Origin of the sequence: Rhodococcus wratislaviensis (assembly GCF_900455735.1) — a bacterium.
Lineage (GTDB): Bacteria > Actinomycetota > Actinomycetes > Mycobacteriales > Mycobacteriaceae > Rhodococcus_F > Rhodococcus_F wratislaviensis.
Genome location: NZ_UAUI01000011.1, coordinates 150,306 through 174,374 on the forward strand (window position 1 = coordinate 150,306; position 24,069 = coordinate 174,374).

Annotated in this window: 25 protein-coding genes; 18 read left to right on the forward strand and 7 right to left on the reverse strand. The window is 66.1% G+C overall.

Going from position 1 to position 24,069, the window contains the following annotated elements; translation table 11 throughout:
* Positions 1-19: 19 nt before the first annotated feature.
* Complete coding sequence (locus DTA22_RS14450; protein WP_112300350.1) at positions 20-1,495, forward strand: aldehyde dehydrogenase; 1,476 nt, start codon at positions 20-22, stop codon at positions 1,493-1,495.
* A 49-nt stretch (positions 1,496-1,544) separates the two neighbouring features.
* On the opposite strand, the gene DTA22_RS14455 is transcribed toward DTA22_RS14450, so the two are convergent.
* Positions 1,545-2,465 (reverse strand): LysR family transcriptional regulator, encoded by a 921-nt coding sequence (locus DTA22_RS14455; protein ID WP_112299859.1) that lies wholly within the window; start codon positions 2,463-2,465, stop codon positions 1,545-1,547.
* A gap of 117 nt (positions 2,466-2,582) precedes the next feature.
* On the opposite strand from DTA22_RS14455, the gene DTA22_RS14460 reads away from it, so the two are divergent.
* From DTA22_RS14460 to DTA22_RS14510, 10 genes are all read left to right on the forward strand, one after another.
* Positions 2,583-3,776 (forward strand): CaiB/BaiF CoA transferase family protein, encoded by a 1,194-nt coding sequence (locus DTA22_RS14460; protein ID WP_112299860.1) that lies wholly within the window; start codon positions 2,583-2,585, stop codon positions 3,774-3,776.
* Positions 3,777-3,845: 69 nt separating this feature from the next.
* Positions 3,846-4,412, forward strand: a complete 567-nt coding sequence (locus DTA22_RS14465) for a MaoC family dehydratase (RefSeq protein WP_112299861.1) — start codon at positions 3,846-3,848, stop codon at positions 4,410-4,412.
* A 183-nt stretch (positions 4,413-4,595) separates the two neighbouring features.
* Entirely contained in the window at positions 4,596-5,474 is an 879-nt protein-coding gene (locus DTA22_RS14475) for an alpha/beta fold hydrolase (RefSeq protein ID WP_218027708.1), read from the forward strand.
* A 198-nt stretch (positions 5,475-5,672) separates the two neighbouring features.
* Positions 5,673-7,073: an MFS transporter gene (locus DTA22_RS14480; protein ID WP_112299863.1), complete on the forward strand. Its 1,401-nt coding sequence runs from the start codon at positions 5,673-5,675 to the stop codon at positions 7,071-7,073.
* A 58-nt stretch (positions 7,074-7,131) separates the two neighbouring features.
* Positions 7,132-7,791, forward strand: coding sequence for a response regulator transcription factor (locus DTA22_RS14485; RefSeq protein WP_005249969.1), 660 nt, complete (start codon positions 7,132-7,134; stop codon positions 7,789-7,791).
* 18 nt (positions 7,792-7,809) lie between these two features.
* Complete coding sequence (locus DTA22_RS14490) at positions 7,810-9,255, forward strand: sensor histidine kinase (protein ID WP_112299864.1); 1,446 nt, start codon at positions 7,810-7,812, stop codon at positions 9,253-9,255.
* Entirely contained in the window at positions 9,248-10,174 is a 927-nt protein-coding gene (locus tag DTA22_RS14495; RefSeq protein ID WP_112299865.1) for a TAXI family TRAP transporter solute-binding subunit, read from the forward strand. Before DTA22_RS14490 ends, DTA22_RS14495 begins: the two co-directional genes overlap by 8 nt.
* A gap of 117 nt (positions 10,175-10,291) precedes the next feature.
* Positions 10,292-11,482, forward strand: a complete 1,191-nt coding sequence (locus DTA22_RS14500; protein WP_112299866.1) for a CaiB/BaiF CoA transferase family protein — start codon at positions 10,292-10,294, stop codon at positions 11,480-11,482.
* A gap of 9 nt (positions 11,483-11,491) precedes the next feature.
* The gene (locus tag DTA22_RS14505; protein WP_174233802.1) at positions 11,492-12,271 is read left to right on the forward strand and encodes an alpha/beta fold hydrolase; all 780 of its coding nucleotides are present in this window, start codon (positions 11,492-11,494) and stop codon (positions 12,269-12,271) included.
* A gap of 140 nt (positions 12,272-12,411) precedes the next feature.
* Positions 12,412-13,347 (forward strand): LysR substrate-binding domain-containing protein, encoded by a 936-nt coding sequence (locus DTA22_RS14510; protein WP_037242845.1) that lies wholly within the window; start codon positions 12,412-12,414, stop codon positions 13,345-13,347.
* A gap of 9 nt (positions 13,348-13,356) precedes the next feature.
* On the opposite strand, the gene DTA22_RS14515 is transcribed toward DTA22_RS14510, so the two are convergent.
* From DTA22_RS14515 to DTA22_RS14530, 4 genes are all read right to left on the reverse strand, one after another.
* Positions 13,357-14,508, reverse strand: coding sequence for an acyl-CoA dehydrogenase family protein (locus DTA22_RS14515; RefSeq protein ID WP_112299867.1), 1,152 nt, complete (start codon positions 14,506-14,508; stop codon positions 13,357-13,359).
* 419 nt (positions 14,509-14,927) lie between these two features.
* Positions 14,928-16,130: a fatty acid desaturase family protein gene (locus tag DTA22_RS14525; protein WP_112299868.1), complete on the reverse strand. Its 1,203-nt coding sequence runs from the start codon at positions 16,128-16,130 to the stop codon at positions 14,928-14,930.
* A gap of 42 nt (positions 16,131-16,172) precedes the next feature.
* Complete coding sequence (locus DTA22_RS36280) at positions 16,173-16,328, reverse strand: DUF6131 family protein (RefSeq protein ID WP_174233803.1); 156 nt, start codon at positions 16,326-16,328, stop codon at positions 16,173-16,175.
* A gap of 56 nt (positions 16,329-16,384) precedes the next feature.
* Positions 16,385-16,579, reverse strand: a complete 195-nt coding sequence (locus DTA22_RS14530) for a CsbD family protein (protein ID WP_037242839.1) — start codon at positions 16,577-16,579, stop codon at positions 16,385-16,387.
* Positions 16,580-16,805: 226 nt separating this feature from the next.
* Here DTA22_RS14530 and DTA22_RS14535 point away from each other — a divergent pair, with 226 nt between their 5' ends.
* From DTA22_RS14535 to DTA22_RS14560, 6 genes are all read left to right on the forward strand, one after another.
* Positions 16,806-17,507 (forward strand): TetR/AcrR family transcriptional regulator C-terminal domain-containing protein, encoded by a 702-nt coding sequence (locus tag DTA22_RS14535; RefSeq protein ID WP_037242837.1) that lies wholly within the window; start codon positions 16,806-16,808, stop codon positions 17,505-17,507.
* A 189-nt stretch (positions 17,508-17,696) separates the two neighbouring features.
* Positions 17,697-18,074, forward strand: coding sequence for a YciI family protein (locus tag DTA22_RS14540; RefSeq protein WP_235214757.1), 378 nt, complete (start codon positions 17,697-17,699; stop codon positions 18,072-18,074).
* Positions 18,071-19,312, forward strand: coding sequence for an RNA polymerase sigma factor (locus DTA22_RS14545; RefSeq protein ID WP_112299870.1), 1,242 nt, complete (start codon positions 18,071-18,073; stop codon positions 19,310-19,312). The genes DTA22_RS14540 and DTA22_RS14545 overlap by 4 nt, the downstream gene beginning before the upstream one ends.
* Positions 19,309-20,193: a carboxymuconolactone decarboxylase family protein gene (locus tag DTA22_RS14550; RefSeq protein WP_112299871.1), complete on the forward strand. Its 885-nt coding sequence runs from the start codon at positions 19,309-19,311 to the stop codon at positions 20,191-20,193. Before DTA22_RS14545 ends, DTA22_RS14550 begins: the two co-directional genes overlap by 4 nt.
* A 103-nt stretch (positions 20,194-20,296) precedes the next feature.
* A complete protein-coding gene (locus DTA22_RS14555; RefSeq protein ID WP_112299872.1) occupies positions 20,297-20,821 on the forward strand; it encodes a pyridoxamine 5'-phosphate oxidase family protein in 525 nt (174 codons plus the stop codon).
* An 18-nt stretch (positions 20,822-20,839) separates the two neighbouring features.
* The gene (locus DTA22_RS14560) at positions 20,840-21,487 is read left to right on the forward strand and encodes a CG0192-related protein (RefSeq protein WP_112299873.1); all 648 of its coding nucleotides are present in this window, start codon (positions 20,840-20,842) and stop codon (positions 21,485-21,487) included.
* 185 nt (positions 21,488-21,672) lie between these two features.
* Here the strand turns inward: DTA22_RS14560 and DTA22_RS14565 are convergent, their stop codons facing one another.
* Positions 21,673-22,476 carry an MBL fold metallo-hydrolase gene (locus DTA22_RS14565; RefSeq protein ID WP_112299874.1) on the reverse strand — a complete coding sequence of 268 codons (804 nt, stop codon included), beginning with the start codon at positions 22,474-22,476 and terminating at the stop codon, positions 21,673-21,675.
* Positions 22,477-22,621: 145 nt separating this feature from the next.
* On the opposite strand from DTA22_RS14565, the gene DTA22_RS14570 reads away from it, so the two are divergent.
* Positions 22,622-23,752 (forward strand): helix-turn-helix transcriptional regulator, encoded by a 1,131-nt coding sequence (locus tag DTA22_RS14570; RefSeq protein ID WP_112300353.1) that lies wholly within the window; start codon positions 22,622-22,624, stop codon positions 23,750-23,752.
* Positions 23,753-23,782: 30 nt separating this feature from the next.
* On the opposite strand, the gene DTA22_RS14575 is transcribed toward DTA22_RS14570, so the two are convergent.
* Positions 23,783-24,019 (reverse strand): hypothetical protein, encoded by a 237-nt coding sequence (locus DTA22_RS14575; protein ID WP_037242822.1) that lies wholly within the window; start codon positions 24,017-24,019, stop codon positions 23,783-23,785.
* Between the last annotated feature and the right edge of the window lie 50 nt (positions 24,020-24,069).

The following is a 24,069-nucleotide window of genomic DNA, read 5'->3' on the forward strand; positions in this document are numbered from 1 at the left end:
ACCGAGAGAGAACCCTGCCATGCAGAAATACCTGCTCCACATCGGCGGGCAGCAGCGCCCGTCCGCTGACGAGACGTACTTCGAGACCGACAACCCCTTCACCGGCCGGCCGTGGGCGCAGATCGCGCGCGGGCAGGCCGAGGACGTCGAGGACGCCGTCCAGGTCGCGCACCGTGCCATGACCACCGGGTCGTGGGCGACGATGAGTCCCAGCGCCCGCGGTCTGATCCTGCAGCGCGTCGCCGACGCGCTCGAGGAGAACGCCGAACTCCTCGCCCGCACCGAGGTCCGGGACAACGGCAAGCTCTACAGCGAAATGCTCGGCCAGTGCCGGTATCTCGCGCAGTGGTACCGGTACTACGGTGGTCTCGCCGACAAGATCGAAGGCCGCGTCGTTCCGGTCGACAAGCCGGGATACTTCACCTACACCCGGCGCGAGCCGATCGGGGTCGTCGGAATCGTCACCCCGTGGAACTCGCCGCTGCTGTTGCTCACCTGGAAGCTGGCACCCGCGTTGGCCGCTGGCTGTTCGGTGGTCGTCAAGCCCTCCGAATACACCTCCGCCTCCACCCTCGAATTCGTTCGTATCCTCGAACAGGCAGGCCTGCCGGCGGGAGTGGTCAACGTGGTCACCGGATTCGGGCCCGACCTGGGAGGGCCGCTGGTCGACCACCCCCTGGTGCGCAAGGTCGGCTTCACCGGCTCGGACGCGACCGGGCGGCACATCGGGGCCGCGGCGGCGCGCGGTCTCAAGCGGGTTTCGCTCGAACTCGGCGGCAAGTCACCGAACATCGTCTTTGCCGACGCCGATCTCGACGCCGCGGTCAACGGCGCGGTCTCGGGAATTTTCGCCGCGTCCGGTCAGACCTGCATTGCCGGAAGCCGGCTTCTGGTGCAGCGATCCGTGCACGACGAGGTCGTCGCCAAGCTGGTCGCGCTTGCCTCCACAGCGCGCATCGGTGACCCGATGTCCCCCGACACCCAGGTCGGTCCGATCACGACTCGTGACCAGCACAAGAAGGTGCTCGAGTACATCGACATCGCCACCGCCGAGGGTGCACAACTCGCGCTCGGGGGCGGCGTGGCCACCGGCACCGGAACCGATGGGTGGTTCGTACAGCCGACAGTGTTCACCGGGGTGAGCAATCAATCCCGGTTGGCGCAAGAGGAAGTCTTCGGCCCGGTGCTGGCGGTGATCCCGTTCGACACCGAAGACGAGGCGATCGCCATTGCCAACGACTCGAAGTACGGTCTCGGTGCCGGTGTCTGGACCACCGACCTGCCCCGCGCGTTCCGCATGGCGGAGGCGATCGAGTCCGGGACGGTCTGGGTCAACACCTACCGCGCGGTCAGCTTCATGCTGCCGTTCGGCGGGGTGAAGGACTCCGGTATCGGCCGGGAAAACGGTGCCGAGGCAATCGACGAGTACCTCGAAACCAAGAGCGTGTGGATCAACATCGGAGCACCGACCGGAAACCCGTTCGTCCTGCGCTGACCCCCGGCGCCGGGGGTGTCTTCGACTGAGAGCTGGACGGCCGGCACGATCACCCGCGTCGAGGAGGCCCGGCGGGTCCCGTGGTGTTCTCGACGAGCGTCTCGAGGACGAACCTGTGAAAGCCTTCGGCGACCGAGGAGGTGAGGGGCCGATCGGCCCGGATCATGCCGATCGTTCGCCACGCATCGCGATCACGCAATTCGATCAGTGTAGTTCCGTCGGGAGGGTCCGCGGCCGCAGATGGAGCAGGCACAACTCCCACGCCCACTCCGGCCGCGATCATGGCGCGCATCGTGCCGACCTCGGTGACCGAGAACGCGATTCGCGGGGCGAAGCCGGCAGCTCGGGCGAGACGGTCGGTGAGCTGGCGCAGCCCGTACTCCGGCGTGAGAGCCACGAAATCGTCTTCGGCGACCTCGGCGAAACTCACCGTTTTGCGGCGAGCCAGCCGGTGACGGACAGGAACGAGCAAGCGAACCGGTTCGGTGGCCACTGGTGTCCACACGAGGTCGTCGACGGAGGGCTCGGGGGCTACGAAACCGAGATCGGACCGGCCGACCCGGATGTCGTCGGCAACCGAATCTGCTGCAGCACCGCGTAGTTCGAATCTCACCTTGGGATGTTCGGCGCGATACCTGCTGATCAGTTCCGGCACGAGCCACTCGCCGAGGCTGTGCAGGAAGCAGAGGGAGACGGTGCCCTCGTTCGGATCTGCCAGGGTGCTGATCCGGTTGTGCGCGGAATCCACTTCGCTCAATGCGCGCAACGCATGTGCGCGAAGAATCTCGCCGTACCGGTTGAGATGGAGCCGATTGTGCCGCCGGTCGAACAACCGCACCCCGAACCCCGTCTCCAGCCGGGCTATGGCCCGCGACAACGTCGGTTGCGTGACGTGCATCTCCGCGGCGACAGCGGTGATGTTCTCCGATTCGGTGAGGGCGACGAACCATCGCAACTCCTGCAAGTTCACTGCCTGAGCTTATACACGGAACGTATGAGGATCGGCGGATATCGGCATTTCACAAACACCCGCAGGGGCGCGACAGTGAAAGGGCACTGACGCGACCGACCCGGCAAGGAGAATGACGTGAGTACCGAGCGTTCGGATTTTGCTCCCCACCCTGTGCATCGCCCATTGGAGGGTGTCGTGGTGGTCTCGCTCGAACAGGCGATCGCGGCACCGTTCGCGACCCGGCAACTCGCAGACCTCGGTGCTCGGGTAATCAAGATCGAACGCCCCGGTGTCGGAGATCTCGCACGCGGATACGACCGAACGGTCCAGGGGATGGCGAGCCATTTCGTGTGGACGAACCGCGGGAAGGAGAGCATCGAGCTCGACGTTCGCTCGGAGGAGGGCAACCGGATCCTGCACCAACTCGTCGACCGCGCCGACGTCCTCGTCCAGAACCTGGCACCCGGCGCTGCCGGACGCCTCGGCATCGGGGCCGAGCGCTTGCGGGATACCCACCCGAACCTGATCACGTGCGATATCTCCGGATACGGCCGCGGCGGCCCCTACGAGGCACGCAAGGCCTACGACCTGCTGATCCAATGCGAGGCCGGACTGGTGTCGATCACCGGAACCGAGGACGAGCCCTCGAAGGTCGGACTGTCCATCGCGGACATCTGCGCCGGCATGTACGCCTACTCGGGGATCCTCACCGCCTTGCTCGATCGTGGGCGGACCGGCCGGGGCGCCAACCTCGAGATCTCGATGCTCGAGGCGCTCGGCGAGTGGATGGGGTACGCCGACTACTACGCCCGATACGGCGGATCGGCGCCGAAGCGGACGGGAGCGAGCCACGCGACCATCGCGCCGTACGGACCGTTCACTGCGGCGGACGGGGAGGTCGTCAACCTGGGTTTGCAGAACGAACGCGAATGGGACGTGTTCTGTCGTGTCGTGCTGCAGGCGCCGGAGCTGATCGACGATCCGCGGTTCGTCACCAACGCCGACCGGGTCGCGCACCGCGCCGACCTCGATGGCGTCATCGGCGACGTTGCCGCAGGCCTCACCGGCGCGGACCTCGTCGACAGGTTGGAAGCGGCGAAGATCGCGTATGCCCGGCAGCGCACGATGGACGAGTTCGCCGAACACCCGCAGCTCGTGGCACGCTCCCGGTGGGCACAATTCGATTCCCCCGTCGGACCGCTCGAAGGATTACTCCCCCCGGTGACGGTGATGGGCGCCGAACACGAGATGCGCCCCGTACCCGGTCTGGGGGAACACACCGACAGCATCCTGACGTGGCTCGGCGAGTACGCAGCGGTCAGGTCCTGAACACACACTCTTCCCTCCGCCGTCGGCCGGGTCACGCCGTCGGCGACGAACTACCGAAGGAGAACTACCTTGAGCAGCAGCGAAACCCAGGTCGAGCAGTCGGCGCCCCCGGTCACCGGCTGGCCCGGCCGCTACTTCGAAGACTTCGAGATCGGAGACGTGTACCGGCACCCGCTCGGCCGCACGGTGCTGCCGGTCGACAACTCGTGGATGACGCTTCTCACCCAGAACACGGCGCCGATCCACTTCGACGCGCACTATTCGAGTCAGACGACGTGGGGTAAGCCGCTCGTCGACTCCACCTTCACCCTTGCCCTCGTCACCGGGCAGAGCGTCACCGACATCTCCCAGCACGTGCACGCCAACCTCGGTTGGGACCGGGTGCGCCTGCCGAATCCGGTGTTCGAGGGCGACACCATCTACTCCCAATCGGAGGTCCTTACCAAACGAGAGTCCTCGTCCCACAGGGACATCGGCATCGTCACCGTGCGCACCATCGGCTACAACCAGGACGGCACCATCGTCATCACCTTCGAACGGACCCTCATGGTGTATCGCAAGGGACACGGACCGCACACGGCAGGCGTCGACCCCAAGTGGGACGACCGGTCACGGCGCGCAGCCGGGATCGAGTAGTTGAACGAGTGGCCGCGCAGGCAGGGCCGGCGCGGCCACAACCTGGGCGGCGAATGCCGAGCGTTTGCTTCAGGCGCAGGGGTCTCGTCGAAATGGTGCCGAAGCGTGGCATCCACGTTCCGGCGATGTCGGGCCGTCAGAGTGCGTACTCCCACTGAATACCGATAGCAGGAGACATTCCGCGTGACAGAATTGAAGAGAATGAACAAGTTTCGACTACCGCTCGTAATCGACGGCGTCCAAGTCGAGATCTCGGCGATGTTCCGTGAGGGAACCGGGGTCCCTCTGGTCTTCCTTCACGGGTTCGGCTCCACAAAAGAAGACTATGCAGACGTGATGCAGAGGGCGGAACTCACCGAGCATCCGATTCTCGCCTACGACGCTCCAGGTTGCGGTGAAACCGACTGCGCCGACCTTTCACGAATTTCCATTCCGTTTCTCGTTGCCACGGCGCTACGGGTGCTGGAGGAACTCGAGATCGACCATTTTCACCTCATCGGGCATTCGATGGGCGGTCTGACGGCACTGATCCTGGGTGACGAACACCCCGACCGGATCGCCTCCTTCATCGACATCGAAGGGAACGTGGCACCCGAGGACTGTTTTCTCAGTCGCCAGATCATCAACCATCCCAACGACGACCCAGAAGGCTTCTTGGCCGGATTCATCGACCGAGCCTGGAATTCGCGGTACTTCTCGAGCGCTCTGTATTCCGCCAGTCTGCGGCACAAGGTCCGGGCCGCTGCCGTGCGTGGAATCTTCGAGTCGATGGTGGAACTCTCCGACCAGGGCGATCTGATGAACCGCTTCCTGGCGATACCCGCGCCCAAGATGTTCATGTATGGACAGCAGAACGCATCGTTGTCCTATTTGGAACACCTGGCTACCCATGGTGTGGAGGTCGCCGAAATTGCGGACAGTGGACATTTTCCGATGTACTCTAACCCTCCGGAAATGTGGAGCCGTATCTCCGACTTCATCCGCCGAACACCGGAATTCGTGCCGCCCGCGCCCCCGCTGGCCAGGAGTTCGGCTTCCGATCTCGGTAGCCCTCTGCGCTGACGTCGGCGACAACGTGCGTGGCACGGTCGCATAGCCGATGTCGATGAGATTTGCCCTCGGCCGCGGTCCGAGCGACCCGCAGCAGTGCCGTCTAAAGCGAATGTAAGGAAAGCGGCTCATCCCTTCCCTCTCGCTGTGGCGGCGACCACATTGGTGTCAGTGACTATGCATCATCACAGCAGTTGAGGAAGGAACATCATGCGACACACGACTTCGAACCCAGCGTCGTCGACCGGCGAGAGGCGGGTTGTTGCGAACGTGGTTCGCGGCTGCATCGGCAACCTCGTCGAGTGGTACGACTGGTTCGTCTATGCAGCGTTCAGCGTGTTCTTCGCGGCGTCCTTCTTCCCGCAGAGCAGCACGACTGCCCAGCTTCTCTCCACCGCACTGGTTTTCGCGGTCGGATTCCTGATGCGCCCGATCGGTGGGTACATCCTGGGCCGATATGCGGACCGGTACGGGCGCAAGAACGCTCTGACGTTGTCGGTGCTGATGATGGCCGCGGGATCGCTGATCATCGCTGCGACACCGAGTTTCGAGGCGATCGGCATGCTCGCGCCGGCGCTGCTGGTGATGGCGCGACTGATCCAGGGACTCTCCGTGGGAGGCGAATTCGCCTCCAGCGCCACGTATCTCTCCGAGGTCGCGACGCCGGGTCGACGCGGCTTCTACTCGAGCTTCCAGTACGTGTCGATCATTCTGGGTCAGCTCGCGGCGCTCGGTGTCCAGATCATCCTGCTGCAGCTTCTGACCATCGACGAGATGCAGGCCTGGGGTTGGCGCATTCCGTTCGTGATCGGCGCTGTCGCCGCCGTGACCGTGATGCTCTTCCGTCGTGGGATGGACGAGTCGGATCAGTACAAGGAGGAAGCGGCCCGGATCGCTGCCGAGAAGGCATCCGGCACGAAGCCGTCGGCCAAGCGCGGCACCCTGCGACTGCTGCTGCAGTACCCGAAGCAACTCGCGATGGTGTTCGGCCTCGCGATCGGCGGCACCGTCGCGTTCTACACGTACACCACGTACCTGCAGAAGTACATGATCAACACCTCGGGGATCGCCCCGGAAACGGTGGCATGGATCAACTTCGCCGCACTGTTCATCTACATGCTCCTGCAGCCCGTGGCCGGACTGATCTCCGACCGCATCGGTCGCCGCAAGGTCATGCTGTTCTTCGGTGTCGGCTCGACCGTGCTGACCGTCCCGATCCTGACCGTTCTCGGCAACACCACCAATGCGTTCGTCGCGTTCGGCCTGATGATGACCGGACTGGTCATCGTGACCGCCTACAGCGCGCTGAGCGCGATCGTCAAGGCGGAGCTGTTCCCGACGAAGGTCCGCGCGCTCGGTGTCGGCCTGCCGCACGCGATCACCGCCGCCCTGTTCAGTGGCACGGCCGAGCCTCTCGCGCTCGCTCTCAAGCAGGCCGGACATGAATCCGTGTTCTTCTACTACGTCGTCGGTTGCTCGGCACTGACCCTGGTCGCCGCGCTGTTCATGGCCAAGGGCAAGGGCGGCACCACCCTCGATCCCGAGACGGAGAATCCCATCCGCGACGGACGCGAGGAAGACCGCGACGACCGCCGACTCGAGCGTGTCTGATCCCTCGTCCCCCGGCATTGTTCCCCCGGCGCACCGCGGCCGGGGGACAATGCCGGTTATGCGCATCGCGGTGGTCGAAGACGACGACGGCGTCGGCAACGCACTCGTTGCGGGACTGACCCGGCAGGCGCACCAGCCTGTGCGGATGAAGTTCGGGTCCGAACTGTTGCTGCACCACGGCGAGGTGGACTTCGTCCTGCTCGATCTGGGGTTACCGGACCGCGACGGGCTCGAGGTGCTGCGTCAGCTGCGCCAGGTCAGCGCCGTCCCCGTCATCATCCTGACCGCCCGCGACGACGAACGTTCGGTGGTGCGCGGCCTGCGCGGCGGCGCCGACGACTACCTGGTCAAGCCGGCGCGGATGTCGGAGCTCTTCGCTCGCATCGAAGTGGTGCGCCGGCGAAGTATGGCTGTCGAAGGCGGCGCACCACGAGAAGTGGTCACCGGGGACGTCCGCGTCGACCTCGATTCCCGCACCGTCACCGTGGCGGGCACCGAGGTGGACCTGACGTCGAAGGAGTTCTCCCTTCTCGAGATCCTGCTCGAGAACCCGGGGGCTGCTGTCAGCCGTCAGCAACTGATGGATCGGGTCTGGGGGGACGCGTTCGTGGCGGTTTCGCGTTCGCTCGACGTCCACATCGGCACTCTGCGCGCCAAACTGGACCGGCCCGGGCTGATCAGCACCATCCGTGGTTTCGGCTACCGGTGGGTGTGCTGACCTCGGGGTCGAATCGACATGCGCCGACGGTTACTGCTGATTCTCGCGATACTCGGATCCTGTGCGGTCGCGAGTTTCGCCATTCCCCTCGCGCTCGCGACTGCGGACTCGCGGACGCAGGCGTTCACACTCGGCCGCGAGGGAGACATCCAACGGTTCGCCGTCCTCGCCGAGGAGTACGTCAGGACCGGCGACCCCGCCAGGATCGCCGGGGAGGTCGAGGCGTACGACGACGTGTACGGCGAGGGCGTGCTGGTGGTCTCCACGCGGGGTGTGCCCACCCTCGGCGTGGGCCTCGACGGCGACGAACCCGGAATCGACGCCGCGATTCGCAGCGGACTGCGCAACGAGCGCGTGTCCACCGTCGACCGGCTGTTCCCGTGGAGCGACGACGAGGCCCTGTTCGTCAAGCCGGTGGGGTCGGGCGCTCAGGTGAACGGCACCATCGTGCTGCGTGCCTCGACCGCCGAGGCCCGCTCCGACATCCTCCGGCAATGGGCGGTGATCGCGGCCGGCGCCGTGCTGGCACTGGTCGCGTTCGGTGTCCTCGCGATCGCCCTGAGCCGGTGGGTGCTCGGACCGCTGGCGAACCTGTCCAAGGGAATCGTGCAACTCATCCGCCGGATGCCCGACACGGGGATGCCGCAGACTTCCGCGCCGCCGCAGTCGGTGCTGCCGGCCACGGCGGCAGGCGGGCCTCCCGAGGTGCGTCGCCTCGCGCATTCGTTCGACGTGATGTCCTCGGCTGTGCTGCGGGCAGCGGACGCGCAACAGCGCCTGATCGCCGACACCGCCCATCAACTGCGGAACCCGCTTGCGGCGTTGCAATTTCGCCTCGACCTTCTGGACGACGGTGTACCGGACAGTGCGCGCGAGGATTATCACAGCGTGACCGAGGAGGCCAAACGCTTACAGACCATTCTCGACAGCCTTCTCTCGCTCGCCTCGGCCGAGACACCGCGATTCGGGGCCGATCGGTCCGAGGCGGCCTGCGACGCACTGTCGGTGGTAGCCGACCGGGTCGACTTCTGGTCCGTGACGGCCCGCGAACGTGGTGCGCGTCTGGTCACGGTCGCAGCCTCCGACGTCGACCGTGTTCCGGTCGCGATCGCCGAGAACGATCTGTCCCAGGTGCTCGATGTGCTGATCGACAACGCCTCCCGGTACGCAGGCCCACACCCGACCATCGAGATCGGAGTCGTCGTGGAGCCGTCACAGGACCGCTCTCCGGTGTGCGTGTGGGTGGCAGACGACGGTCCGGGAGTTCCGGAAGAGCTGCGCGACAAGCTCACCGGCCGCTTCTTCCGAGCCAGCGACCAGGCCGGAACAGGACTCGGCCTGTCCATCGTCGAGGTCGTCACCGCAGCCTACGGCGGCCGTCTCGTCATCGACGAGGCCCCCGCCGGCGGACTGCGCGTACGCTTGTGGCTCGAACCGCACGTGGAGAAGCTGGACGATGATTAGCCGGCGACAGTTCATCGGCGGTGTGGCCGCAGCGGTCGCACTGTCGGGATGCGCACGTACCCAGCCCACGGGGACATACGAAATCGCGTCCGGGGAGCGCGACGGTTTCCAGGCCGAGTTCGCCGAGTTGCTTGCAGACGTCCCGCCCGCCTCGGGTGGGGATCTCCGGTTGACGGTGCGTTACACCACCGGTTCCCTGGAGAACCTGTCGCTGCTGGCGTCGGGTGAGGTACTCATCGGGCTGACGCTGGCCGACTCCGCCGTCGAGTCGGCCACTCCGATGCTGGCCATCGGCCGGGTGTACGAGAACTATCTCCAGTGCGCGGTGCCCGCACACTCACCCATTCGCTCGATGAGAGATCTTCGCGGTCAGACGATCAGTCTCGGCTCCCCGGGTTCCGGAACCGCACAGACCGGAAGGCGGGTCCTCGAGGCGAGCGGACTGACCGTCGACGACGTGACGGTGCGCCCGGTGTCACTCACCACCGTCCTCGACTCCCTGCGCGACGGTACGGTCGCCGCCGCGCTGTGGGCCGGTGGCGTGCCCACCCCGGCGGCGATGCCGCGGCCGGGGCACGGTCCGGACGGGGGGATCCGGCTACTCGACCTGTCCGTCGAGTACGCCGAGATGCGCAGGATCTATGGGCCCATGTACGAACCGGTTTCGGTTCCTGCCCGGACGTACGGTGACACCGCCGAGACCGCGACGGTGGGGGTTCCCAGTCTGCTCGTCGCCTCGCCGCAGCTGCCCGACGCCGTGGCCGGTGCCCTCGTCGACCTTCTCATCGATCGAGCCCAGGATTTGATTCCCCCCGATACCGTCGGCGCGCAGTTTCTCGACGCCCGATCACTGATCCAGACGGCCGGCGTCCCTCGCCATCCGGGGGCGGTCGAGGCGTACCGCCGCCACCACGGCTAGAAGGCGGCCGGGTACGGCCGACAACCTCAAGTACGTGTAAAACCTGTCATCCACCCGATTGACGGTGGTCGCTACATAGAGGCAAAATGGCCGTACATTTCGAGGAAGGCTGGCTCCATGGCATCGCAGACCGCCCTACCGCTCGCGGGGATCACCGTTGTGAGTATCGAACAAGCAGTTGCTGCACCCTTCGCGACCCGGCAGCTGGCCGACCTCGGTGCCCGCGTCATCAAAGTGGAACGTCCCGACGCCGGCGACTTCGCGCGGCGTTACGACGAGACCGTGCACGGCGAATCGAGCTACTTCGTCTGGCTCAACCGTTCCAAGGAGTCTCTGACGTTGGACCTGAAGTCCGACGAGGGCCGCGACATCCTCGAAAAGCTCTTGTCCACAGCGGACGTCTTCGTGCAGAACCTGGCGCCCGGCGCGGCAGCCCGGATGAACCTCGACGCCCAGTCGCTCCAGCAGCGGTACCCCGCGCTGATTCCGTGCGACGTGTCCGGTTACGGCAACACCGGGCCCTGGTCGGATCGCAAAGCCTACGACATGCTCGTCCAGGGCGAATCCGGTCTGATGTCGCTGACCGGCCCCGACGAGTGCCCGTCCAAGGTCGGTGTGTCGATCGCCGACATCGCGGCCGGTATGTACGCCTACAGCGGGATCCTGTCCGCGCTGTACACGCGTGCAACCACCGGCACCGCCCGCGCTGTGGAGGTCGCTCTGTTCGAGGCGCTCGGCGAATGGATGGGATCTCCCGCCTACTACACCGAATACGGTGGCCGGCAGCCGAGCCGGGTCGGAGCGGAACACGCGACGATCGCCCCGTACGGCCCGTTCCCGACCGCCGACGGCACGGTCCTGCTGTCGATCCAGAACGACCGCGAATGGTCCGCGTTCTGCGCCGAGGTGCTCGGCGACGAGTCGATCTCCACCGACCCGCGCTTCTGCCGCAACTCCGCGCGGGTGGCGCACCGTGAGGAATGCAACGCTCTGATCTCCGAGCGGACGCGTCTGCTCAGCACGGACGACGCCCTCGCCCTGCTCGACAAGGTGTCGATCGCCAACGGCAGGCTGGGCACCGTATCGGACTTTCTGTCCCACCCGTCCCTGGCCGGACGTGACCGTTGGCGTGAGGTGGCTACCCCGGGCGGCCCGGTTCGGGCATTGCTGCCGCCCGCGAACCTCAGTGGTGTGGAACCTCGATTCGATCCGGTTCCGGCTCTGGGCGCGCACACCGACGCCATCCTGGGCGAGCTCGGCTACACCGACCGCGCGATCTCCGAGCTGCACACGGCAGACGCGGTCTGAGGGACGGCAATGCCCCATGCAGTGGCGTCCGACGGAACGCGTATCGCGTACCAGGTCAGCGGCGGCGGACCCCCGCTGCTGCTACTCGCCGGTCAGGCCAACAATCACCACTGGTGGGACCGCGTCCGCGCGGACTTCGACACGCACTTCCGCACCATCACGGTGGACTACCGCGGAACCGGAGCAAGTGACAAGCCCGAGACCGATTACAGCACAGTACTGTTCGCCGACGATGTGATCTGCGTGCTGGACTCCCTCGACCTCGAGAGGGCGCACGTCTACGGCACGTCCATGGGAGGCCGGGTGGCGCAATGGGTCGCCGCGCGTCACCCGGAGCGTGTCCGCGCCCTGATCCTCGGCTGCACCTCGCCCGGCGGAACGCACGCGGTGGAGCGCAGCCGCGAAGTCCGAGCGAGCCTGGCGCAACCCGATCCCGACCGGTCGCGCCGCGCCCTACTGGAGTTGATGTACACGCGGGAGTGGATCGGTCGAAATCCCGGTCCCTACAACACCCTCGGGGACCCGGACATGCCCGCGCACGCCAAGCTCGCCCACCTGCGGGCCAGCAACGGTCATGACGCGTGGGATGCGCTGCCGTCGATCAGTGCGCCGACCCTCGTCCTGCACGGGACCGACGACCTTCTGTCCCCGGTCGAGAACGCTCCCCTGCTCGCCGAGCGGATCCCGAACTCCCGCATGCTCTTGCTGCCGGGCGCACGGCACGCGTACTTCGAGGAAGCGCACACTGTCGCGGGCGCCGCGGCGATCGGCTTCCTCGCCGAACCGTGAGAATTCGCTCACGAGTTGGGTTGAGGCGCACTTCATCGTCTGCCTGACCATTGATATTCTTCGTTGTGATCGATGCCGCTCTTGTATATCGCCTGCTGATGGTGTGGGACGGCGGGTAGCTCGGGAAGGTGGGTCGTCCGGTGGACGTCAAGCAGTTGACTGCGCTCGTTGCGGTGGCGGACGCCGGGAGCGTGACCCGCGCAGCCGAACTTCTCCACTTGGTCCAGCCAGCGGTGACACGCCAAATTCACACGCTCGAACAGGAACTGGGTGTTCCACTGTTCGAACGCAGCCGTGCGGGAATGGAGTTGACGGAGTCCGGCCGGCTCATGCTCGAGCGCGCCCGGAGGGTGCTGTCCGAACTCGAGCGGGCGCGGGCCGAGATCCGCCCGAATCCGGGGGTGCTGCAGGGGATCGTGACGGTCGGACTTCTTTCCTCCACCTCCGAACTGCTCGCCGAACGACTCGTCGCGGCCGTATTGCAGGAGCATCCCGCCGTCCGGCTGCGAATAGTGTCCGGCTACGCAGGACACGTGCGGCAGTGGCTCGATGCCGGTGACATCGACCTCGGCCTGCTCTACAACCTGAAATCCACATCGTCGCTCAACGTGCGAGCACTGCTGGCCGAAAACCTCTGGGCGGTGGCCCCGCCCGACGGCGGGCTCGACACCGGACGGCCGGTCACCCTCGAGGAAGTCGCGAGCCACCCGGTCGTGATGCCCAGTGCGCCCCACGGAATTCGGACATTGGTAGCGGAGGCGTGCGCGAGACTCGACATCGGCCTGAACATCGTCGTCGAGACCAACGAGGTGAGCATCCAGAAGAGACTCGTGCGAGCTGGTCACGGCTGGACGATCCTGCCGGGCATCGCCGTTGCCGGTGATGTCGCCAGCGGCCTGCTCAGTGCGGCGCCGCTCCATTCCCCGGCGGTCGAGCGCACCGTCGTGCTCGCGTTGCCGAGCGCCCCCCGGATCCCGCCTGCCGTCCACGCGGTCGCCGATCTGCTCGTCCGCCAGATGCGTGACGCCGTCGAGCGCGGTGAGTGGCCGTCCGCTCACTGGAAGCCGGACAACTAGTCGCTCGAATCAGAGCCCGCCGCGCGATACGAGTTGCGAGACGATGACGTTGCGCTGGATCTCGTTGGTGCCCTCGCCGACGATCATCAGCGGGGCGTCGCGGAAGTACCGCTCGACGTCGTACTCGGTGGAATAACCGTAGCCACCGTGGATTCGGACCGCGTTGAGGGCGATGTCCATCGCCACCTCGGACGCGTACAGCTTGGCCATCCCGGCCTCCATGTCGCACCGGTCGCCGCTGTCGTACTGCTCGGCCGCGTGCCAGGTCAGCTGCCGGGCGGCGGTCAGCTTGGTCGCCATGTCCGCGAGATAGTTGCCGATCGACTGGTGCTTCCAGATCGGCTTCCCGAAGCTCTCCCGCTGCTGCGCATAGGCGAGGGAATCCTCGAGCGCCGCCGTGGCCACACCGAGGGCCCGGCAGGCCACCTGGATGCGTCCGGTCTCGAGGCCCTTCATCATCTGCGCGAACCCCTTGCCGGGGGTGCCGCCGAGGATCGCTGTGGCGGGGGTGCGGTAACCGTCGAACGACAGCTCACAGGTCTCGACGCCCTTGTAGCCGAGCTTGGGCAGATCCCGCGACACCGTCAGACCGGGACCGTGCTCGACCAGGACGATCGAGATGCCCTTGTGCTTGGGGCTCGCCTGCGGGTCGGTCTTGCACAGCAGCGCGATCAGGCCGGACCGCCGCGCGTTGGAGATCCACGTCTTCGAACCGGTGATCACCAGGTCGTCGCCGTCGGTCTTGGCGTTGGTGGACATCGCCTGCAGATCCGACCCGCCGCCGGGCTCGGTCAGCGCCATCGTGGCCCGGATCTCGCCGGTCGCCATCTTCGGCAGGTACCGCTGCTTCTGCTCCTCGGTGCCGTACAGCGACAGCAGCTTCGCGACGACGGTGTGCCCGCCCATCGCCCCGGCCAGGCTCATCCACCCACGGGCCAGTTCCTGGGTCACCTGCGCGTAACAGGGCATCGACACCGGCGATCCGCCGTACTCCTCCGGGACCGCCAGACCGTAGATCCCGATCTGCTTCATCTGCTCGATCCACTTCTCGGGGTACTCGTTGGCGTGTTCCACCGCCTGCACCGTCGGCTTCACGTCGCGGTCGATGAAGGCGCGCACCGTCTCGACCAGGTACGCCTCTTCCTCGTTCAGCTTGCCCATCACTCCACCTCGCACTCGCACAACATTTGTACGGCCATATTCTCTGATATGTACGCTTTGGTCAAGTCTCCGCGTTGACATCCACCCGTATTCGGTGCCGCCATTTGGCCCGTATTGCTCCTATCTTTGCTGTTCAAGGCCTCAGAATGAGATCGGAAGCATCGCTGGACCTAATGGCCGTATTTACAGTCCCTTCACAGAACGAATGGCCCATCGATCGCCACGACCTCCCGTCGAGCGAACACCGTTTCTCACGAAAGAGGCGAGAAGGATGTCTCAGCACAGGTTCGAACTCCAGCAGGTCGCACCCTCCGCATCGGACTGGGATTGGCGGATGCACGCGTGATGCCGGTCCATGGACGCCGACCTCTTCTTCCCGTACGAGGGCGAAGGGCAGGGCGCACGCATTCGTCGAGAGCTCAACGCTGGTCCGCGCGCAGCGCGGTGCGGAGACCCGCGCGACGCCCGGTGCCACCGTCGGCGGGCGTGGTGGAGGCTGTGCGGAATTTCAGTTCGGACGCGGTCTCGGGAGCATCATCGGCGGTCGCGGACAGGAACCTGTCCGGGAGTGCCAGCTTGTGGATGGTGCGCAGGGTCAAAAAGTATTGCTTGGCAAGCGAACCGGTGGTGTAAGGCAGATCGAACTTCTCACACAGTGCGCGGACCCGCGTCGCGATTTCCGGGTATCGATTGCTGGGGAGGTCGGGGAACAGGTGGTGCTCGATCTGGTAGCAGAGGTTGCCGCTGAGGAATGCCAGTACGGCGCCGGCTCGGAAGTTGGCAGTGCCGAGCATCTGGCGTAGATACCATTCCGCCCGGGTCTCGTTCTCCAGTTCCGCGGGTGTGAACTTCTCGGCGCCGTCCGGGAAGTGTCCGCAGAAGATCACGACATAGGCCCACAGGTTTCGCAGCAGGTTGGCGGCGAGGTTCGCCTTCAGCGTCCGCCGCCACCGACGCCCGCTGAGGGCGGGAAAGAGCACGTAGTCCTTGCCCGTCTGCCGAACGATCTTGCCGAGCAGGGCTCTTGTGTGGGCAGATTTCTCGGCGGCGGTGCCGGCGCGCTCCTGCTCGGAATACAGCCCATGCAGAGCGATTCCCCATTCGAACGTGGCCGCCAACAACAGGTTCCGCAGCGGTTGCAGCAGATTGTCCGGCTTCCACGGCTGGTCGCGGGTGATGCGGATGACCCCGAATCCGAGGTCATCGTCCATCCCGACCACGTTGCTGAACACGTGGTGGCGATAGTTGTGGGAGTACTGCCACTGGGACGACAGGCCCGCCATGTCCCATTCCCAGCTGCTGGAGTGGATTTCCGGGTCGTTCATCCAGTCCCACTGGCCGTGGGACACGTTGTGCCCGATCTCCATGTTCTCCACGCTCTTGGCCACCGCGAGAGCCGTGGTCCCGAGGACCCACCCGGCTCGCGCCCGGCTTGCGTGGATCACCAGCCGCGCAGCGGCATCCAGCGCGCGCTGGAAGGCGATCGTTCGGTGGATGTAGGTGGCGTCGCGCTCGCCGAGTGAATCGGTGATGTCCCGCCTGATGGCGTCGAGTTCGGCACTGAGCGCCTCGACGTCCTCTGCGGTGAGGTGCGCGTATTCCTTGATGTCGGATATCGCCATGGTCGACTCCAGACTCCGGAACCACCCCGGATCGGCTGTGCGTCAGTAGTAGTGGCGTCGGCCCGCGACCGCGTGCCCGGCCATGCCCATGACCTCGAGGACCACTCCGATGATGATGAGCGCTATCCCGATGTACAGGAGCACTGGGATGCTGACGACCAAGCCGATTATGGCGAGGATGATTCCGAGAATGATCATGATGACGGCCTGATTTCGGGACGGGGTTGAGTTGTCGGGCAGGTGTGCAGTGCGGGTCAGTGTTTGAAAATGCTCTTGATCTTCTGCCCTGCCTGCTTGGCCTGGTCGCCGGCTTGCTTCATCTTGCCCTTGGCTTCCTGTGAGCGTCCCTCGGCCTCCATGCGCTCGTTTCCGAGCGCCTTCCCGACGGTCTTCTTGGCGGCGCCTTCAGCGGTTTCAGCCTTGTGCCGGATCTTCTTCCCGATGCTCATGGCGATGCTTCTCATCTCTTGGGTCCCGGCCGGCGCGGACGCAGGGAGGTGGCAGATGTGCGTCGATACCGGAGTTCAACACGCCTGCGACTCCGACGATCTCGGACGATCATGAGGCCTCCTACGGCCCACGTTGCACTTACTAAGTCAACGCCGCATTTCGCCACCTGTCAACACTGTAGATCTACGGTTTAGGCCTACAGTAGGAGGGAGGGAAGGTGTCGTGATGGCGAAGGTGCCCGAGCGTCGTTCGATCCACTCCGACGGTGGCCCGATCACCCGTGAGCGGATACTCGGCTGCGCGCTCGAGATCATCGACCGAGACGGAATCGACGGGCTGTCCATGCGCCGCCTCGGTAAAGCACTCGGCCGCGACCCGATGACGCTGTACCGCCACGCCCCGAACAAGGCCGCACTGCTCGACGGGGTCGCCGAGCTCGTCCTCGAAGAACTCGAGGTCGATACCGACGATGGCGACTGGGCCACCCAGCTACGGGAGGTCGCGCGGGGTTTCCGCCGGTTGGCACTCGCCCATCCTCAGGTGGTACCGCTACTGGTCACCCGGCCGCTGTCGACGCCGCTCGGGCTCAGGCCACTCGGCACCCTGCGTCCCCTCGAGAACATCCTGACCCTGCTCACCAAGGCGGGTTTCACCGACGCCGATGCCTTGCACGTCTATCGGGCGTTGTTCGGCTTCCTCTACGGCCACGTCCTCAACGAGCTGCAGGAACTCGTCGAGCGTCCCGACGAGTCCGACGACCTTCTGCGCCTCGGCCTTCACCGCCTGCCGATCGGCGAGTTCCCCCTTCTCCGGGGCCTGGCACCGGTGCTGGCGTCCTACGACGGCGCCGCCGAACTCGAACGTGGAGTCGACATCCTGCTCGCGGGCCTGACCGCGACGCTGACGCAGCCCGACCCCTCCTCCTGACCGATGACGTGAACGCGCGCTGCGAGCGCGGGCCGGGACGATCCTTCCTGTGATTCTTCACCGGACAAGGGGCCACCGAAGGTGTCGACGCCAAAATCGATGTGGCCGAAAACGTCGAGATAGGGTTGGTCTGTTCGTCATTCTCTACAGCCGAAATTGATACGGGTGAGAGGAGGACCTGTGCAGTACATGCTGCTGATCTACAACTGTGAGCGGCCCGAACCGGGTGATCCGGGTTTCGCCGAGGCGCTGGCCCGGGTGAACGCCTTCGCCGACGAGTGCCGTCGCCGCGGCGTCTTCGTCTCCGGGCACCCACTGCAGCCTGAACACACCGCCACCACGGTCAGCGTTCGGGACGGTCGGACACTGATCACCGACGGCCCGTTCGCTGAAACCCACGAACACCTCGGCGGCGCATACGTCCTCGACTGCCGCAATCTGGACGAAGCACTGGAGCTGGCGGCCCTGTGCCCGTTGGCCGAGCAGGGCACGATCGAGGTGCGGCCCATCGTCAGCGTGCCGGGCCTCGACCACCGTCCGGCGAATGTGACGGCCGACGGCGAATGAACGCCGAGCCCGGGCTGCAGCAGGTCTACCAGGAGCACCGGGCCCGGATGCTCGCAGCCCTGATCCACGTGCTCGGCGACTTCGAACTCGCCGAGGACGCCCTGCAGGATGCCTCTGCACTGGCAATGCGCAAGTGGGGCGACACGGTACCGAACGACCCTGTCGCCTGGCTGCTCACGGCGGCCCGCAACAGCGCGATCGACCGGCTGCGGCGGGCCCGGCTGGGCCGAGAGAAGCTCGCCCAAGTGGGTGAACAGTCCAGGGTGGTGACGGCGATGACAGACATCGGGGAGGAAAGCCTGCTGCGCCTGGGTGACGAGCGGCTGAGCCTGATCTTCGCGTGCTGCCACCCCGCTCTGGCGGAGGACGCGCGGGTCGCCCTGACCTTGCAGGCCGTGGCCGGGCTGACCGCCGGGCAGATCGCCCGCATGTTTCTGATCGGGGAGCCGGCTCTGGCGCAGCGCTTGGTGCGGGCGAAACGCAAGATCCGCGATGCCGGCATCAGTCTGGAGGTCCCCACCGATCACCAGCTGTCCGATCGGATTGCCGGGGTCCTGGCGGTCGTGTACCTGATTTTCACCCAGGGTTACACCGCCTCCCCCGAGCAGCTCGAACAGAGCAGGCTGTGCGAGGAAGCGATCAGGCTCGCCAAGCTCCTCGCCACACTCGTGCCCGACGAACCGGAAGCGCTCGGACTGGTCGCGTTGTTGCTGCTGCAACACTCGCGCCGCGCCGCCCGCTACGACTCCGCCGGTGATGTGGTGCTGCTGTCGGATCACGACCGCTCACGCTGGGATCGCGCCGAAATCATCGAAGCGATCGGCGTATTGGATCGGGCACTACGCCTCGGAAGACCGGGTCCGTACCAACTGCAGGCCGCGATCGCCGCTGTGCACTCTCAGGCCGCTTCGGCTGATCACACGGACTGGCCGGGGATCGCCGCCCTCTACGCCCAGTTGCTCGAGGTCGATCCGTCGCCGGTGGTGGCGTTGAACCACGCCGTCGCCATAGCCATGGCGTCCGGTCCGGAGGACGGACTGGCACTGATCGACGGAATCGACGGGATCGACCGCTACCACCTGCTGCACGCGGCACGAGCCGACCTGCTGCGCCGCCTCGGCCGGACCACCGAGGCGGCAATCGCCTACCGGCGGGCACACGAACTCGCCGGCAATCCCGCAGACCGGCGATTCCTCGCCCGACGTCTGCTCGAACTCGACCTGACGGAGCCCCGATGAGACTGTCGATTCTCGACCACGGCCACACCCGACGCACCAAGTTGTTCCTCACGCTCACTTCCACCGTGTCGCGTGTGGACAGCCCCGATATCGTGAAGCTTCTGCTGTACCGGCCGGGCTTCTTCACCCGTCCGCTGTTGGAGCTCACCGCCGATGCGATGCGCGGGCAGTCGTACTGGACCGCCGCGGAACGGGAGTATCTCGCGATGTGCACCGCGCAGTTGCACCGCTGCCCGTTCTGCATCGACACGCACGCCGAGCTCACCCGAATCGCCGGCCACGGCGAGATCGACCCGGATGATCCCGCGTCGGCACGGCCCCAACTGGCCGCCGTCCGCGAGTTCCTCGACAGGACAACCCGCACGCCGGACCGCGCCGACATCGCCGGAGTTGCCGACCTGCCCGAACAGGCGCTTCTGGAGGCATTGCGTGTCAACCTGGTGTGGAACATCGTCAACCGCCTGGCCAACGCGTTCGGCTTCACTCTCCGAGAAGGCCAGTTGCACAGCGGCACCCGCTCCCTGCACCGATTCGGCTACCGCTTTCCCGGGTTCCTGCTCGCCGATGGCGAGAAACCCGACGACAGTGGTGATGTCGTGGTCAACCTCCGCCATTCGGTGCTGGATCGGCCCGCCACCACCGACCCGGCTCTGCGCATCGCCGCCGCGGCGGGCGACCCGCTTCCCGAACCGTGGCAGACGTACGCCGCGACGGTCCGCGACGCCTCGTACACGATCACCGACACCGACATCCGCCGGCTCCTCGCCGCCGGACCGACCGAGGATCAGATCTTCGAGGTCACCGTCGCGGCGGCGGTCGGCGCGGCACTGGAGAGTTTCGATGCCGGAATGTCCGCACTGGGGAACAAGTCCACGAGCTGAGTCGAGAAACCCCATTCCTGACACAGGATGTCAGGGTCTCGGTGCGAGCATGATTCCACCGGTCGACGCCCCTGGATCGACACAGATACAGACAAGGACCTCCATGCGCGAAACACGAGAAGAGCTCGAAGAGCTCCAGACCCTCCTCGACGCCTCCCTGTCCCGCTCCACCGCACATCTGCGTTCGATCATCACCACCGAGAGCACAGTCACCGCAGAGCAGCTCACCCGGATCGTCACCGGCATGTGCACCCTCGCCCTGTCCACCGTCACGGCCAAGGGCGAACCGCGGATCAGTGGTGTGGACGGGCACTTCCTGCACGGGAAGTGGCACTTCGGCACGGCGCGCGGCGCCGCCAAGGCCCGCCACCTCGCCGCCCGGCCTGCCGTCAGCGCCGCGCACATGCGCGGTGAGGACCTGGGCGTCTTCACGCACGGCACGGTGGAGATCCTCAACCCCCAGGACGGCGAGCCGGCCGCGGACTGGCCGGACCTGCTCGCCTACTTCAAGAGCTTCTACGGCGAAGATTTCTTCGACTGGGACAACGACGTGGTCTACTACCGGCTGCATCCGCACTGGATGACCGTCTACGCCGCCGATCTCGATGCGGCGCCGGTTGCCGGGTGACGCGGTACCGTCGGCCGGGTGGCTCTCATCCATCACGCTCAACTGTGTCCGTCCAAGGCCGAGATGCTCGGTGACTGGGTTCCTCGCCAGTCCTGGATCGGGTCCGCCGACGCGTCGTCCCTGGAAGTCGTCGGGGCGTACCGGTTCGACGATCCCGCCGGGGAGGTCGGCATCGAAACCCACCTGGTCCGGACGGCGGACGGGCAGGTCGTGCAGGTGCCGGTGACCTATCGCGGTGCCCCGATGGCCGGCGCGGAGGCGTCGTTGATCACCACGATGCAACATTCCGTGCTGGGTGAGCGCTGGGTCTACGACGCCTGCGCCGACCCCGTGTACGCAAGTGCACTCGCGACGGCCATCCTGACGGGAGGGACCGAGGCGGAACTCGAGTTCGCCACACCCGGCGAGCGCCGAGAGGTGACCACCAGGGTGTCGGGTAGCGGCTCACCGGGCTCGACCGTGCCGGTCGTCGGTGCCGTGACCTGTGCGAATGAGGGAACGACCACCGTCATCACGACGGCCGCGATCGGCATCCGGGTGTTCCGGGTGATCGATCCGGATCGGGTCGCGGACCTCGGCTCGCACACCCTGGAGGGCACCTGGCCGGGCCGAGGTGCGCCGGCGCTGCTCGCGATCGCGCATCCGACGGCTGACCGCGACGTGTGACGCCGGAAGGGGCGGAATATCTCCGAGGGCGGTACAGTTGAACCCGTCGACGGTGTCGGACATACCCCGGGTACCACATTAAAATTGTCGCCGAGAGCGACCACTTGCCGAGAGGCGATATGACGGCACCGTCGCAGAGGCCGCCGGCACCGTTTGGTGTCGGCGGCTTTCTTTTGCCCTCGACCTCACCCGACCGGCTCGAATCCGGCCAGCATCTGCTCGAGTGCGGCCTGGTCGGGCCCGATGAAGGGGTCTGCCTTCGGTGCCTCGGCGAGCATGTCCAGAAACTCGGCGGTGCGTCCGTCCGCCGGGGGGAGGTGGGTGCTGAGGATCCATCGCGGGGCGAGTGCTCGGAGCGCGGCGACGGTGCGCAGGAACTTCGTCTCGTCCACCAGGTGCACCCAGGGACTGTCGACGGTGGCCCACAGGTGCTGCGCGGCACGGACGGTGCTGGGTGCCGAGTACCCGACGTCGTTGGCGGTGGCGAGTTCGGCGGTCTCCATCGGCGCCCCGAAACAATCCGACGAGAAGCAGGCCTCGCTGCGGTCGTCGTAGAAGCCGACGGTGCTGGGATTGTCGAACAGCGGGGGCCGCAGCGCCGTCAGTGTCCGATCGCCGACGTCGAGGGATTGACCCGGATTGAGCAGGTAGACCCGGTCCATCGGGACGGGCCGTGCGCAGGACATGATGCCTACGCCCGCGAACGTCGTGATCAGGCGGGCGCGCGGCGCCGCGTCGAGTAGGTCGAACAGCGCGCCGGTGTGATCGCGGTCCGGATGTGTCAGCCAGATCCACTCGACGTCCGCGGGGTCGAGCACCGATCCCAGGGCGTCCATGAAGCCGCGTCCGGGCAGGCTGAGTCCGGTGTCGACGACGACGGGTTCGGCGGCGTGGAGAACGTACGCGTTCACCGGTAGGTGCCCGATCCCCGGTACTTCCAGTTCGTCGCCGAGTACCGTGAGGTCGCGTCGGATTCTGTTGATACGCATGGGATTGCCTTTCGCTCGTCGGGGCCGTCGCGGAGTGGAACCTGTCACCGACGCTAGGAGCGGTGGAGCGGGCGCACCATTCCACAATTCTGGTATTTCCGGCGCCGATCCGCGCTCGTACGCTTGACTCGTGAGCGTGGATTCCGTGCAGTGCGCGGCAGACAAGGTCGCACGATTGTGCGCCGCACCCCGCGGCCTGGTGTCGCTGTGGCGGGACGCGTCGGATGTCGTCGCCGGTGTCGTCCCGTACTACTGGACGCCGTGCTGGTTCACCCTCGACCCCGTGTCCATGCTGATGACCAGTCACTATCACTTCGGCATGGACGAATTTCCCGGGGAATGGCTGGCCGCCGAGTACTACGAGGACGACGTCCAGTCCGTCCCCGACGTAATGCGGTCCGCCGAAGGGATTTCCACGTTGCACGAAGCCGCGCACGGTGATCCGTCGGGAAGTCCGCGCTGGCGGAGGAACCGGACCCTCGGCGGTGACCAGGAGTTGATTGCGCGGTTACGCACGCGCTCGGGAGAAACCTGGGGAGCGCTGAGCCTCTATCGCGACGAGGGGATGCCGATGTTCTCGGAAACCGAGAAGTCGTTCGTGCAGGAGATCGCGCCGGTCCTCGCGGGCGGTGCCCGCCGTGCACTGCTGTGCGGGCAGGCCGAGGAACCGGAGTATGCCGATTCGCCGGGTCTACTCGTCCTCGACGAGAACTGGAACATCGAATCGGCGACGCCCGGGGTCGACCGGTGGATGGTGGATCTGCCGGGCGGGGACTGGGATCGGGGGGAGTTGCCGGCTGCGGTGATCACTCTCGCCGGTCGTGTGTTGCGGTGCGTGGAAGACCGCGACCGGCTGGGCGACGTGGCCATCTCGCGGGTGCTGTCGCGGTCGGGGGCGTGGTTGGTGCTGCACGGGGCATGCCTGACATCGACGGGCAGGCGGCGGATCGCGGTGATCGTGGAGCCGGCGCATCCGAGCCGTCTGTATCCGCTGCTGATGTCGGCGTACGGGCTGACCGAGCGCGAGAAGGAGGTCACGTCGATGGTGTTGCAAGGGGCGTCGACTTCGCAGATCTCCGCCGAACTACACGTGTCGGCTCAGACCGTGCAGCAACATCTGAAGAGCATCTTCGACAAGACCGGCGTGCACAGCCGACGCGACCTGGTCGGCAAGGTGTTCTTCCATCACTACGAGCCGCGGTTCCGCGACAACGAAAAGCGGACCGCCGCGGGTAGGCCTGTCCGCGGCGGTCCCTGGCCGACGCAGAGCAGTTGAGTTTCGATCCGGGTCAGTCGGGGCGGAGGCCTACTGCTCCTTCTTCAGGCGGGCGGCCAGCATGGCCTTGCCCAGATCGCCACCCTTCCGGCTCACGGCTTGGGCGCGGCGGAAGAAGTCGGCCAACTCGGCGTCGCCGTCCATGTCGGCGTCCGAAATGTAACCCTCGAGACGCAGAGCGTTGCTCAGTGACGCTTCGACGAACCAAATCAGGTTGTAGTCCTTGTCCCGAATACCCGTCACCGAACGTGCATCTTGTTCGCTCATCAGTGCGTCCTTCCCGAGAAACGGCCGACTGTCTTGTGGTTCCTGCCTAC

Coding starts and splice junctions, on each gene's coding strand:
- DTA22_RS14525 (WP_112299868.1), bottom strand. CDS start 16,130: ATGGCGATATCCGACATCAAGGAATACGCGCACCTCACCGCAGAGGAC.
- DTA22_RS36280 (WP_174233803.1), bottom strand. CDS start 16,328: ATGATCATTCTCGGAATCATCCTCGCCATAATCGGCTTGGTCGTCAGC.
- DTA22_RS14515 (WP_112299867.1), bottom strand. CDS start 14,508: ATGGGCAAGCTGAACGAGGAAGAGGCGTACCTGGTCGAGACGGTGCGC.
- DTA22_RS14565 (WP_112299874.1), bottom strand. CDS start 22,476: ATGCGTATCAACAGAATCCGACGCGACCTCACGGTACTCGGCGACGAA.
- DTA22_RS14505 (WP_174233802.1), top strand. CDS start 11,492: ATGCCCCATGCAGTGGCGTCCGACGGAACGCGTATCGCGTACCAGGTC.
- DTA22_RS14575 (WP_037242822.1), bottom strand. CDS start 24,019: ATGAGCGAACAAGATGCACGTTCGGTGACGGGTATTCGGGACAAGGAC.
- DTA22_RS14450 (WP_112300350.1), top strand. CDS start 20: ATGCAGAAATACCTGCTCCACATCGGCGGGCAGCAGCGCCCGTCCGCT.
- DTA22_RS14530 (WP_037242839.1), bottom strand. CDS start 16,579: ATGAGCATCGGGAAGAAGATCCGGCACAAGGCTGAAACCGCTGAAGGC.
- DTA22_RS14490 (WP_112299864.1), top strand. CDS start 7,810: ATGCGCCGACGGTTACTGCTGATTCTCGCGATACTCGGATCCTGTGCG.
- DTA22_RS14540 (WP_235214757.1), top strand. CDS start 17,697: ATGCTGCTGATCTACAACTGTGAGCGGCCCGAACCGGGTGATCCGGGT.
- DTA22_RS14555 (WP_112299872.1), top strand. CDS start 20,297: ATGCGCGAAACACGAGAAGAGCTCGAAGAGCTCCAGACCCTCCTCGAC.
- DTA22_RS14545 (WP_112299870.1), top strand. CDS start 18,071: ATGAACGCCGAGCCCGGGCTGCAGCAGGTCTACCAGGAGCACCGGGCC.
- DTA22_RS14495 (WP_112299865.1), top strand. CDS start 9,248: ATGATTAGCCGGCGACAGTTCATCGGCGGTGTGGCCGCAGCGGTCGCA.
- DTA22_RS14480 (WP_112299863.1), top strand. CDS start 5,673: ATGCGACACACGACTTCGAACCCAGCGTCGTCGACCGGCGAGAGGCGG.
- DTA22_RS14485 (WP_005249969.1), top strand. CDS start 7,132: ATGCGCATCGCGGTGGTCGAAGACGACGACGGCGTCGGCAACGCACTC.
- DTA22_RS14535 (WP_037242837.1), top strand. CDS start 16,806: ATGGCGAAGGTGCCCGAGCGTCGTTCGATCCACTCCGACGGTGGCCCG.
- DTA22_RS14550 (WP_112299871.1), top strand. CDS start 19,309: ATGAGACTGTCGATTCTCGACCACGGCCACACCCGACGCACCAAGTTG.
- DTA22_RS14500 (WP_112299866.1), top strand. CDS start 10,292: ATGGCATCGCAGACCGCCCTACCGCTCGCGGGGATCACCGTTGTGAGT.